Raw genomic sequence first — 12,398 nt, forward strand, 5'->3', positions numbered from 1 at the left:
ATTCTGTCGGGATGATTTCCAAAGCCGGTCAATACAGCCCGCCCAGCGATTTGTCGACATTGCCGGACGGCGCCGGCGCCCCGCCCGAAGGGGTCTGGCCATCCGGCGCCGGGCTGAAATCGTGCGACCCGGTCGACGGCGTCGTGTTCGCGAAGGCACCGCCGAGATTCAGCGGATCGTCGGCGACGAGCCCGGGGTTGGACTGCGCGCCCGGCGTCTGGCCCGGCTTGAATGCCTCTTCCACCGTCTCGTCGCGGAACGTCACCTTGTGCAGCGTGATGCCCGGCGGCGGCTTGAACGGAATCACCGGCTGGTTCTTGAGCGCGACCTTCATGTACTGGTTCCAGGCCGGGCCGCAGACATTGCCGCCGGTCTGGTTGACGCCGAGATCCCTCGGCTTGTCGAAGCCGATCCAGCATCCCGTCACCATCTGCGGCACGAAGCCGATGAACCAGGCGTCGTTGAAATTGTTGGTCGTGCCGGTCTTGCCGGCGATCGGCCGCTTCAGCCCCTTCACCGCCGGCACGCCGGTGCCGTATTCGGCCACGTTCCGCATCATCATGATGACCTGATAGACGCTGTCCGGATTAGCGAGCCGCGCGCCCGGCCGGTTCAGGATCGGCGGTTGCTGCGCCGAACCGTCCATGCAGTTGGCGCAGGACTGGTCGGGCGCCTGGTACAGGATGTGCCCGTCCGGCGCGGTCACGCTGTCGATGAGCGAGGGCTGCACCTTGCGCCCGTATTCGTCGAGCGCGGCATAGCCGCGGACCATGCGCCACAGCGTGGTGTCGAGCGCGCCGATCGCCGCCGGATAGATCAGCGGCGCGTGCTTCACCACGCCGAATTTCTTGAAATTGGCGATCACGTTGGGCAGCCCGACCCGCCGCACCAGATGCAGCGTGGCCAGGTTGAGCGACTCCTGGATCGCGTAGAACACCGGCACCGGGCCCTGGAAGGAATTCTCGTAATTGCCCGGCCGGTAGATCTGCCCGTCCGACAGGCGCTGGATGAACGGCGCGTCGAGAATCGTCGCATCCGGCTGAACGCCCGCCTGCATCGCGGTCAGATAGTCGAACGGCTTGACGCTGGAGCCGGGCTGCCGATGCGCCTGGATCGCGCGGTTATAGGGGCTGAGCCGGTTGCTCCAGCCGCCGACCATGGCAAGTACCCGCCCGGTCTGCGGGTCGAGGCTGAGCATCGCCCCCTCGACCTTCGGCACCTGCTCGAGCGAGACCGTCCCGCCCTTGTCCGGCTTGGGCTCGATCATGATCACATCGCCCGGCTTGAGCATCTGCGCCATGTTGCGCAGCAGCGGCCCGGGACGGCCGTGGATCATCGGCCGCCCCCACTGGATCGCCGCCAGGGTGAGCGTGCCGGTATGCGCCTCCGACGGCGAGTCGCCGTCGAGCCAGCCGATTCGCGCGCGCTGCGCGGTCTCGCTGATCACCACGCCGAGACGCCAGGAGGCGATGAGCCCCTTCGGCGTGTCCTGCCGCGCCAGCGCCCGCGCCCAGCCGGCGGCCAGTTCCCCGGCGCCGATATGCCCGACCGGGCCGTGATAGACGCCGAATTCGTGGTCGTACGACACGAGCCGGTCGCGCATCGCCCGCGTCGCCGCCGCCTGCAGCTTCGGATCGAGGCTGGTGCGGACGATGAGCCCGCCCTCCATCGCCGTCTTGCGGCCGAACATGCGGACCAGCTGCGTCTCCACCGCGCCGACGAAATAGCCCGCGCCGGGAATCGACGCCGGCCCGGCAGCCGCCTTTGGCACCAGCGGCGCGGCGAGTGCCTCGCGCGCCTGCGCCGCGGTGATGAACCCGTCCGCCTGCATCTGCCCGATCACCCAGTCCCGCCGGTCGCGGGCGCGCTTGGGGTGAAGGAAGGGGTTGTAATTGGTCGGCGCCTTCGGCAGGCCGCCGAGCATCGCCGCCTCGGCAACGGTCAGCTGCGACAGCGGCTTGTCGAAATAGGCCTGCGCCGCCGCGGCCACGCCCCAGCTGTCCTGGCCGAGGAAGATCTCGTTCAGATACAGGGTCAGGATCTGCTTCTTCGACATCGCCCGGTTGACCCGGACGGCGAGGATCGCCTCCTTGATCTTCCGGGTGAAGTCGATCCGGTTGTCGAGCAGCATGTTCTTGACCACCTGCATCGTGATGGTCGAGGCGCCGAGCGGGCGCTCATGGCTGCCGATCCGGGTCAGGTCGACCACGCCGGCGCGGACGATGGCCAGCGGGTCGATTCCCGGCTCGGTCCAGAAATTCTTGTCCTCGGCCGCGATGAACGCATCGGCGACCAGCGGCGGAATCCGGTCGTAGGGCACATAGATCCGGTGCTGCGTGCCCAGCGCGCCGATCAGGCGGAAATTCTCGGCGTAGATCCGGGTTTCGAGCGGCGGCTCGTAATGGCGCAGCCGGTCCACGCCGGGCAGGCCGCTGCTGAAATAGAAGAACAGCCCGCCGCCCACGAGAACGCCGCCCACCATCCCGACCAGCGCCAGGCGATAGAGGCCGCGCACGAACATCCCGCCCGCAACGCCGGCAAGGCCGGGGCGCTTCCTGGGGGCAGGCTTGCCGCCACGCTTGGGAGGAGTGGGGCCGGCACGGCGCCGCGAATCGGATTTGGCCAGCCGCTCGCCGGCTTTCAGAGGTCGAGACATGGCGGCTCCATAGCACCCAATCTGCAAGATCGCGAATAATCGGGGCGGGATGCTGTGGTTAAATCTCGTCAACGCAATGGTGGCCCTGCGTCACTTTCCGTCGCCGCGCACGGCAGAAACGCGCCGCCGGAGCCTTGCCTATCCCGCCTCCCTTGGCTATAGGCCGCGTCATCGGAGTGTAGCTCAGCCTGGTAGAGCACTGTGTTCGGGACGCAGGGGCCGGAGGTTCGAATCCTCTCACTCCGACCATCCGGTCAAAATGCCGTGCGGTCCCGGTGGCCCTACCACCAATGAGCGAGATCGGGATACTTAAGCCCGTCTTGCTGGCGCCGCAGGCGGATGGGATCGTCCCGCGACACCATCCGGGACCCTCGCGATGTCGATCAGGACCTTCACCCCCCTGCGTCAGACGATCCGCGCCTATTCGGCGCTGCTGAACATCAGCGACAAGATTTCATCCATCGAGGCCGCGATGGGCGTGCCGAAAGCGGCCCCCCGGCACCGGTCGAAATTCGATATCCACGACCGCCAGGGCCTCACGCTCCTGCTCGACCGCGGCTCGATCGTCGACCGCGCCCTGATCGACAGCGATGCATGGGAGCGCGAGCAGCTCGACTATCTCTTCCACCTCGCCCGCCGCGCCGGGCGCATCGGTTCCATGATGTTCGTCGATGTGGGTGCCTATTTCGGCCTCTATTCGCTCCTCGCCCTGCGCACCGGCCTGTTCGACCGGATCCACGCCTTCGAGGCCGACCGCGACAACTTCGCCCAGCTGCAGGCCAACCTGCTGCTGAACGACGCGACGCACGCGATCACCGCCGCCAACATCGCCGTGACCGATACAACCGGCACCATCCGCTTCAGCGACAGCCGGACGCATCCGGACGGCAACCGCGCCGGCGTCGGCATCCTCGCCAGCGGCGCCGACTCCTACCCGGCGCCCGCGACCACCATCGATGCCGCGCTCCAGGCAACCGGCGCGGTCATCGTGATGAAGATCGATGTCGAAGGCCACGAGGCGCGCGTCCTCAAAGGCATGGAGCGGACGTTGCGCAACAACAGGGTCATCATGCAGGTCGAGATCTACGAGGCCCAGAACGACGTCTCGCTGGCCGAAATCGCCCGCCTCGGCCTGCGCCGGCTCAACACCATCTACCCTGACCACTACTTCACCAACATGACCGATGCCGAACTCGATCCCTCGGTGCCGGCGCGGCCGGACCAGACGGCGATGGCCATCTGACGCCGCTCCCGCCGCATTCCCCGGCGCGACGCATTGACCCCGCGCGCCGGCTCTCTAACCTGCGGCATCCAGCCGAACCGGAGACGCCGCTTGCCCGCCTTCCGCCCCTGCACCCCACCCGCCCCGCGCGCCGGATCGCCCGCATGAGCGCCGGCGGTCTCGCCCTGCTCTTCGTCCCGGCGGACCGGCCGGAACGCTTCGCCAGGGCCGCCGCCTCCGGCGCCGATTCCATCATCATCGACCTCGAGGACGCGGTCGCCCCCGCGGCGAAGTCCGCCGCCCGCGCCGCCCTCGCCGCCCCGGGCGCGCTGCCCGGCGGGATCGAGATCTTCCTGCGGGTGAACGCCGCCGGCACGCCCTGGCACGCGGAGGATCTCGCCTGCGCCGCGCGCCTGCCCCTTGCCGGGATCGTGCTGCCCAAGGCGGAAGCGCCGGAGCGGATCGCCGCGGTTTCGCAAGCCGCCGGCGGCCCTCCGGTCATCGCCCTGATCGAGACCGCGCGCGGCCTCGCCGAGGCGCGCCGCCTCGCCGCCGCCGGGGTTGCGCGGCTTGCGTTCGGCTCGATCGATTTCTGCGCCGATCTCGGCGCCGCGCACACGCGCGAGGCCCTGCTCCACGCCCGCGCGGAACTCGTGCTCGCCGCCCGCCTCGCCGCCCTGCCGCCGCCGATCGACGGCGTCACCACCGCGATCGACGATGAAGCCGCGATCGAGGACGACGCCCGCCACGCCGCCAGCCTCGGCTTCGGCGGCAAGCTCTGCATCCACCCGCGCCAGATCGCGCCGGCCCGGCAGGGCTTCCGCCCGTCGGCGGCGGAACTCGCCTGGGCGCAGCGGATTCTCGCCGCCGGGCCCGATGGCGCCGAGGCGGTCGACGGCGCCATGGTCGACGCCCCGGTCCGCGCCCGCGCCCGCCAGATCGCCCGCCGCGCCGGCATCCCGACGCCGTGACGGCCGCCGCCGCCACGGCGTTCATTTCCGTTGCAAACGATCGCGTTTAATTTACAACCGGCGCAGCAAAACGGGAGGAAACCTGACCATGACCATCACGCGACGCCAGCTCGGGCTTTCGGCCGCCGCCCTGCCCCTGTTCACCATCGGCGGCCGCGCCGAGGCGGCGGTGCTGCGCTACCGGCTGGCCACCAACCTGCCGGCGACCCATCCGCTCAACGTCCGCCTCTCCGAGGCGATCCGCAACATCGAGCACCGCAGCGGCGGCCAGCTGCGCATCATGCTGTTCCCGAACAGCGCGCTCGGCTCGGATACCGAAACGCTCAGCCAGCTGCGCAGCGGTGCCGTGCAGTTCTTCACCCTCTCCGGCCTGATCCTGTCGACCCTGGTGCCCGACGCGGCGATTTCCGGCGTCGGCTTCGCCTTCAAGGACTACCATCAGGTCTGGTCGGCGATGGACGGCAAGCTCGGCGCCCATATCCGCGGCCGCATCGCCGCGCATGGCCTCACCGCCTTCGACCGGATCTTTGACAACGGCTTCCGCCAGACCACCACCGGCACCCACCCGATCATGCAGCCGGCCGATTTCAAGGGGCTCAAGATCCGCGTGCCGGTCGCCGCGCTCTGGACCTCGCTGTTCAAGGATTTCGGCGCGGTGCCGACCTCGATCAATTTCAACGAGGTCTACTCCGCCCTGCAGACCCATCTCGTCGACGCGCAGGAAAACCCGCTCGCGGTGATCGAGACGGCGAAGCTCTACGAGGTGCAGAAATACTGCTCGATGACCAACCACATGTGGGACGGGTTCTGGTTCCTCGCCAACCCGAAGGCGTTCGAGAAGCTGCCGCCGAAGCTGCGCGCCATCGTCGAGGACGAGATCAACGGCGCCGCGGTGAAGGAGCGCGCCGACGTCGCGAAGCTCAACGATTCCCTGCGCGGCAAGCTCTCAGGCCAGGGCCTGAAGTTCAACGACACGAATGCCGCGCCCTTCCGCGCCGCCCTGCAGAAGGCCGGCTTCTATGCCGAGTGGAAGAAGCGCTTCGGCGACGAGGCGTGGAGCACGCTGGAAGCCGCGGTCGGCAAGCTCGCCTGACGACCGCCTTGCGATGACGCCGCCCCGCCCCGGCGCGCTCGCCCGTGCCGACCGCGCGCTCGCCCGCGCGGTCGAGGCGGCGGCGGCCCTGCTGCTCGCCGCCGAGGTGCTGCTGCTCGGCGCAAGCATCCTGGCGCGCGCCTGCGGCATCGCGATGGTCTGGTCGGAGGAGCTGGAAGAACTCCTGTTCCTCTGGCTTGCCATGTTCGGCACGGTCATCGCGCTGCGCCGTGGCGGCCACATGCGCATGACGGCGCTCGTCGCCCGTCTCGGCCCCTCGACCCGCGCCTTCGCCGAGGCCTTCGCGCTGGCGGCGATGGCCGGCTTCGCGCTGCTGCTCCTGCCGGACGCGATCGGCTTCGCCGCCCAGCAGGGCGCGATCCACACGCCGGCGCTGGGCCTGCCCGGCAGCCTGCGCACCGCCGCCCTGCCGGCTGGCTTCGGGCTGATCGTGCTGACCGCGCTGGTCCAGCTCCCGGCGCACCGCCTGCGCGACCTGCTGCTCGCCGCGATCGGCCTCGCCGCCGCCGGCCTCGCGCTGTCCGTCCTCGCCCCCTGGTTCGACGATATCGGCAACTGGTCGCTCGTCGTCTTCTTCGTGCTGCTGCTCGGCGCGGGCGTTGCCGCCGGCGTGCCGATCGGCTTCGCCTTCGGCCTCGCCACCTTCGCCTATCTCGCCGATGCCGGCGGCATTCCGCTCTCGATCATGGTCGGCAAGATGCAGGAGGGCATGAGTTCGCTGATCCTGCTCGCGGTGCCGCTCTTCGTCTTCCTCGGCACGCTGATCGAGATGACCGGCATGGCCCGCGCGATGGTCGACAGCCTGGCCGCCCTGTTCGGCCATTTCCGCGGCGGGCTCAGCTATGTCCTGCTCGGCGCGATGTATATCGTCTCCGGCATTTCCGGCGCCAAGGCGGCGGACATGGCGGCGGTCGCCCCGGTGCTGTTCCCCGAGATGAAGCGCCGCGGCGTGCCGGAGGGCGAGCTGGTCTCGCTGCTCGCCGCCTCCGGCGCGATGAGCGAGACGATCCCGCCCAGCCTGGTGCTGATCATCATCGGCTCGGTCACCAGCGTCTCGATCGCCGCCCTCTTCGCCGGCGGCATGCTGCCGGCGCTCGTGCTGGCGATCGTGCTCGGCATCATCGCGCGGCGGAACGCGGGGCGCGATGGCCACGGTGCCGCGCCGCGCGCGCCCGTCCGGATCATGGCGCGGAATTTCGTCATCGCCCTGCCGGCGCTGGTCGTCCCCTTCCTGATCCGCTTCGCCGTCGCCGACGGCATCGCCACCGCGACCGAGGTGTCCACCATCGGCATTTTCTATTCGGCCCTGGTCGGCCTGCTCGTCTACCGCCAGTTCGACTGGCGCCGCCTCTGGCCGATGCTGGTGGACAGCGCATCGCTCTCCGGCGCGATCCTGTTCATCATCGGCACCGCGAGCTGCATGTCCTGGGCGCTCACCCAGTCCGGCTTCGCGATGTCGCTGGGGGCGGCGATGCAGGCGGTGCCCGGCGGGCGCGACGGCTTCCTGCTCGCGTCCATCGTGGTCTTCATCGTGCTCGGCAGCGTTCTCGAGGGCATCCCCGCGATGGTGCTGTTCGGCCCGCTGCTGTTCCCGGTGGCGAGCCAGGCCGGCATCAACGAGGTGCACTACGCGATCGTGGTGATCCTCGCGATGGGGATCGGCCTGTTCGCCCCGCCCTTCGGCGTCGGCTACTACGCCGCCTGCGCGATCGGGCGGATCGACCCTGCCGCCGGCATGCGCCGCATCGTGCCCTATCTTGCCGCGCTGCTGATCGGCCTGCTGATCGTCGCCTTCGTCCCGGCGATCACCACGGTCCTGCTCCCCCACTGACAGACTCGCCCCGACCGGAGACAAGCCATGAGATTCGACAACAAGATCGCCATCGTCACCGGCGGGCTGTCCGGCATCGGCGCCGCCATCGCCGCCCGCCTCGCCGCCGAGGGCGCGAAGGTGATCGCCGCGGATATCGCGACCGACGCGGCAACGCTCGACGCCGCGCCCCCCATCGCCCCGCTGCGGGTGGACGTCGCCGATCCGGCGAGCGCCACCGAACTCGTCGAGACCACCCGCGCCACCCATGGCCGGGTCGATATCCTCGTCCAGGCGGCCGGCATCGGCCATGACGTGCCGCTGCTGGAAACCACCCCCGAACTGTTCGACCGCATCATCGCGATCAACCTGCGCGGCACGTTCCTGGTCGCGCAGGCGGCGGCGCGGGCGATGGTCGCGCAGGGCGGCGGCGCGATCGTCAACATCGCCAGCGTGTCGGGCATGCGCGGCAATGTCGGCCGCACCGCCTACGGCGCCTCGAAGGGCGGCGTGGTGATCATGAGCCAGGTCATGGCGGTGGAACTCGCCACCGCCGGCGTGCGGGTGAACGTGATCGCCCCCGGCCCGGTGGACACGCCGCTGGTCGCGCGCATGCACGACGCCGAGATCCGCCGGATCTGGACCGACGCCGTGCCGATGCGCCGCTACGCGACGCCGGAGGAAATCGCCGGCGCCGCCGCCTTCCTCTGCTCGGAGGATGCCGGCTATGTCACCGGCCACGTGCTCGCGGTCGATGGCGGCTTCCTCGGCACCGGCGTGCAGCGCCGGCCGCAGTAGGCCTTGGAGCACTTTCCGATCCATCCGGATCGGATGTAGTGCTCTATAATATTGATAATTAAAGCATCTTTATTCGATCAGATGACTCCATCTGATCGGATGATGCTCTAGCCGAGCAGCGCCGCCAGTAGCGAGTCGAGCCGCTTGCGGCCTTCATAGGTCGCGCTCACCCGCGCCGGCGTGACGTCGAGATAGCCCGCCTCGATCGCCTGCGCCGTCACATCGGGGTCGAGCATGTCCATGAGATCGCGCCCGGTCCGCGCCGCGTAGGCGTCCCTGTCGATCCCCTCGGCCAGCCGCAGCCCCATCAGCAGCGCCTCGCGGGCGCGCTCGTCCGCGCCGATCTCGATTTCCTCGGTGCTGCCATGCCCCGCCGCCTCGACCCGGGCGGCCCATTCCTCCGGCGCGCGGTGCCGCCGGGTCGCGAGCAGGGTGCCGCCCAGGCTGATCCGCCCATGCGCGCCGGCGCCGATGCCAGCATAGTCGCGGTAGCGCCAGTAGGCGAGGTTGTGGCGCGACTCCTCGCCCGGCTTCGCGTAGTTCGAAATCTCGTAGGGGCCGAGGCCAAAGCGCGCCGCCTCCTCGGCGGTGGCGTCGTAAAGTGCCGCGGCATCGTCATCCTCGGGGAGCGCGAAATCGCCGCGGGCATGGGCGGTGGCGAATCGCGTGCCGGGCTCGATGGTGAGCTGGTAGAGCGAGAGATGATCGAGCCCGACGGCGAGGGCGGCGCCGAGTTCGGCGCGCCAGGCGGCGAGCGTCTGGCCCGGCCGGGCATAGATCAGGTCGAAGGACAGGCGCGGGAAGATGGCCCGGCCGAGTTCCACCGCGGCCATCGCCTCGGCCGCGCCATGCTCGCGGCCGAGAAAGCGCAGCGCGTCGTCGTTCAGGCTCTGCACGCCGATCGAGACGCGGTTGACCCCGGCCTCGCGATAGGCGCGGAACCGCCCGGCCTCGATGCTGGTGGGGTTGGCTTCGAGCGTGATCTCGAGATCGGGCGCCGGCGCGAACAGGCGGCAGGCCCGCGCGATCAGTGCCGAGACGCCTTCGGGCGCCATCAGGCTCGGCGTGCCGCCGCCGAAGAAGATCGAGGTCAGCCGGCGCGGACCGAGGCGGGCGGCCTCGAAGTCGAGTTCGGCGAGGAGTGCGGCGACGATCCGCCGCTCCGGGATCCGCTCGCGGACATGGGAGTTGAAGTCGCAATAGGGGCATTTGGCCTTGCAGAACGGCCAGTGGATATAAAGGGCGAGCGGCGTCATGCCCGGCGTCTAGCACGTCTTGCGCCGGAGGCCGATCTGGGCCATATCGCCCCGATCGGCACGCCTTCGGGCGAAGTTGCCGATAATTCGCACACGAAGCGCCTTATCCAGCGCGCTGGTTCCGGTGCCGCAAGGCTCGGCTTCGTGGAGGTTCAACCGGATGGCCGCCTGCCCGGCGGCCCCAGACAAGGATACCAGATCATGGCGATGCCAGACGTCTCCCTGCGCCAGCTGCTCGAAGCCGGCGTGCATTTCGGCCACAACACCCGCCGCTGGAACCCGCGCATGGCGCCGTTCCTGTTCGGCGTGCGCAACCAGGTCCACATCATCGACCTGCAGCAGACCGTGCCGATGCTCGAGCGCGCGCTGCGCGAGATCCGCAACGTCACCGCCGGCGGCGGGCGCGTGCTGTTCGTCGGCACCAAGCGGGCGGCGGCCGAGCACGTGGCGTATGCGGCGAAGCGCTGCGGCCAGTATTACGTCAATCACCGCTGGCTCGGCGGCATGCTGACCAACTGGAAGACCATCACCAACTCGATCCGCAAGCTGCGGCAGATGGAAGAGACGCTGGCCGGCGATGGCCAGGGCCTGACCAAGAAGGAAATGCTGAACCTCATGCGCGAGCGCGACAAGCTCGACCGCGCGCTGGGCGGCATCAAGGAAATGGGCGGCCTGCCGGACATCCTGTTCATCATCGACACGAACAAGGAGAAGCTCGCGGTCGAGGAAGCCAACAAGCTCGGCATTCCGGTCGTCGCGGTGCTCGACTCGAACTCGAACCCCGAGGGTGTCACCTATCCGATCCCCGGCAATGACGACGCGATCCGCGCGATCACGCTGTATTGCGACCTGGTCGCGAACGCGGTGCTCGACGGGATCAGCGCCGAGATGGCGGCTTCCGGCGCGGATATCGGCGCGCTGGAAGAACTGCCGGCCGAGGCGGTGGACGAGGACGCCGAAGCGCACGCCTGAGCCGCACGCGGGACGAATTCCGGACCCGCCCCTGGCGGGTCCGGCCGTATTCATTTTCTGAGGAGAACTCCCATGGCCGATATCACCGGCGCGATGGTCAAGGATCTGCGTGAGAAGACCGGCGCGGGCATGATGGATTGCAAGAAGGCGCTGGTCGAGACCGACGGCGACATGGAAGCCGCGGTCGACTGGCTACGCAAGAAGGGTCTTGCCGCGGCGGCGAAGAAGTCGGGGCGGACCGCGGCGGAAGGGCTTGTCGGTGTCGCCCATGAGGGCAACAGGGCGTCGATGGTCGAGGTGAATGCCGAGACCGACTTCGTGGCGCGGAACGAGGCGTTCCAGAATTTCGTCGAGACGGTGGCGAAGCTGGCGCTCACCGTGGGCGAGGATGTCGAGGCGCTGAAGGCGGCGGCCTTTCCGGGCAAGTCGCACAGCGTCGCGGACGAGCTGGTGAGCCTGGTGGCGACGGTCGGCGAGAACATGTCGATCCGGCGGGCCGCGGTGGTCGAGGTGAAGGACGGCGTTGCCGCGTCATACGTGCATGGCGCGCTGAAGCCGGGGCTCGGCAAGATCGGCGTGCTGGTGGCGCTGGAAGGCAAGGCCGACGAGGCGCTGAGCACGCTGGGGCGGCAGATCGGCATGCATGTCGCGGCGACGCGGCCGGATGCGCTGAGCATCGCCGATGTCGATCCGTCGGCGCTGGAGCGCGAGAAGGCGGTGCTGGCCGAGCAGGCGCGCGCCTCCGGCAAGCCGGAAGCGATCATCGAGAAGATGGTCGAGGGCCGGGTGAAGAAGTTCTACGAGGACGTGGTGCTGCTGGAGCAGACCTGGGTGCACGACGGCGAAAGCAAGGTGCAGAAGATCGTCCAGAGCGCCGGGGCGACCCTGACCCGTTTCGTGCGGTTCACCCTCGGCGAGGGAATCGAGAAGGAAGCCACCGACTTCGCGGCGGAGGTCGCGGCGGCGGCGGGCGGCTGATATCTTGATCCGCTCCGCCGCGCGGTGACGCGGGGCGGGCGAAAATGCCTGGAGACGGCGGTGCGAGGTTCGCGCCGCCGTTTTCGTTTTGGGGCGGTGCGGGTTCGGCCGCCGGCGGTCGGGGCCTCGGGCGGCGCGGGCGGTGGAGCGCCGGCGGCAACGGAATGCCGAGCGTGTGGCAGAGCGGGCGCAGGGCGCGGCCGGTGGCCGGGCGGGATTCGATGGCCGCCCGCATGTCGGGTTCGGCGAGGAGCGCGCGGAGCTGGGCGCGGGCGGCGGCCGCGCCGGGCAGGAGGTTCAGCAGCCAGGCGTAGCGGCGCGGCAGGGTTTTACGCGCGCGGGGGCGGGGCGTGGACGGCGCGACGCGGCGCGGACGCGGGCGGGATGCGAGATGGGCGGCGAAGCGGGCCGCGAAAAACCGCAGGCGGGCGCAGACGAGGATGATGAACGGCCCGGCGAGGCCGCGGGCGAGGCCCTCGGCCGCGACGACGCAATACAACCCGTCAAGGATGCGGGCGAGACGCTCGGCCGGGGTTGCGGGGCTGCACGCGGTCATGGACCAGTATGGACCATGAAGGCCGGGGGATGGGCAAGCGTTTTTGCTCCGCTCCGCCTTGCTCC

Annotated in this window: 10 protein-coding genes and 1 tRNA gene; 8 read left to right on the forward strand and 3 right to left on the reverse strand. The window is 69.6% G+C overall.

Annotation, left to right across the window (positions count from 1 at the left end):
• Positions 1-28: 28 nt before the first annotated feature.
• Positions 29-2,656 (reverse strand): penicillin-binding protein 1A, encoded by a 2,628-nt coding sequence (locus ACRY_RS10865; RefSeq protein ID WP_011942418.1) that lies wholly within the window; start codon positions 2,654-2,656, stop codon positions 29-31.
• Positions 2,657-2,828: 172 nt separating this feature from the next.
• Between ACRY_RS10865 and ACRY_RS10870 the strand changes: the two genes are divergently transcribed.
• The 6 genes from ACRY_RS10870 (at position 2,829) to ACRY_RS10895 (ending at position 8,571) form a co-directional block, all read left to right on the forward strand.
• Positions 2,829-2,905: transfer RNA gene (locus tag ACRY_RS10870), tRNA-Pro, on the forward strand.
• 127 nt (positions 2,906-3,032) lie between these two features.
• Positions 3,033-3,899 carry an FkbM family methyltransferase gene (locus tag ACRY_RS10875; protein WP_011942419.1) on the forward strand — a complete coding sequence of 289 codons (867 nt, stop codon included), beginning with the start codon at positions 3,033-3,035 and terminating at the stop codon, positions 3,897-3,899.
• A gap of 143 nt (positions 3,900-4,042) precedes the next feature.
• Positions 4,043-4,849, forward strand: a complete 807-nt coding sequence (locus ACRY_RS10880; RefSeq protein ID WP_011942420.1) for an HpcH/HpaI aldolase/citrate lyase family protein — start codon at positions 4,043-4,045, stop codon at positions 4,847-4,849.
• An 88-nt stretch (positions 4,850-4,937) separates the two neighbouring features.
• Positions 4,938-5,942 (forward strand): TRAP transporter substrate-binding protein, encoded by a 1,005-nt coding sequence (locus tag ACRY_RS10885; RefSeq protein WP_007423815.1) that lies wholly within the window; start codon positions 4,938-4,940, stop codon positions 5,940-5,942.
• A 13-nt stretch (positions 5,943-5,955) separates the two neighbouring features.
• The gene (locus ACRY_RS10890; protein ID WP_043509158.1) at positions 5,956-7,794 is read left to right on the forward strand and encodes a TRAP transporter large permease subunit; all 1,839 of its coding nucleotides are present in this window, start codon (positions 5,956-5,958) and stop codon (positions 7,792-7,794) included.
• A 27-nt stretch (positions 7,795-7,821) separates the two neighbouring features.
• Entirely contained in the window at positions 7,822-8,571 is a 750-nt protein-coding gene (locus tag ACRY_RS10895; protein ID WP_011942422.1) for an SDR family NAD(P)-dependent oxidoreductase, read from the forward strand.
• 107 nt (positions 8,572-8,678) lie between these two features.
• Here ACRY_RS10895 and hemW read toward each other — a convergent pair whose 3' ends face one another.
• A complete protein-coding gene (gene hemW, locus ACRY_RS10900; protein ID WP_011942423.1) occupies positions 8,679-9,827 on the reverse strand; it encodes a radical SAM family heme chaperone HemW in 1,149 nt (382 codons plus the stop codon).
• Positions 9,828-10,028: 201 nt separating this feature from the next.
• On the opposite strand from hemW, the gene rpsB reads away from it, so the two are divergent.
• On the forward strand, positions 10,029-10,799 hold the full coding sequence (gene rpsB, locus ACRY_RS10905; RefSeq protein WP_011942424.1) for a 30S ribosomal protein S2: 771 nt from the start codon (positions 10,029-10,031) through the stop codon (positions 10,797-10,799).
• A gap of 72 nt (positions 10,800-10,871) precedes the next feature.
• Positions 10,872-11,777 (forward strand): translation elongation factor Ts, encoded by a 906-nt coding sequence (gene tsf / locus ACRY_RS10910; protein WP_007422559.1) that lies wholly within the window; start codon positions 10,872-10,874, stop codon positions 11,775-11,777.
• Here tsf and ACRY_RS19705 read toward each other — a convergent pair.
• Positions 11,704-12,333 (reverse strand): hypothetical protein, encoded by a 630-nt coding sequence (locus ACRY_RS19705; RefSeq protein ID WP_155856365.1) that lies wholly within the window; start codon positions 12,331-12,333, stop codon positions 11,704-11,706. The genes tsf and ACRY_RS19705 overlap by 74 nt on opposite strands.
• Positions 12,334-12,398: the final 65 nt, after the last annotated feature.

It is taken from the genome of Acidiphilium cryptum JF-5, assembly GCF_000016725.1.
Classification (GTDB): domain Bacteria; phylum Pseudomonadota; class Alphaproteobacteria; order Acetobacterales; family Acetobacteraceae; genus Acidiphilium; species Acidiphilium multivorum.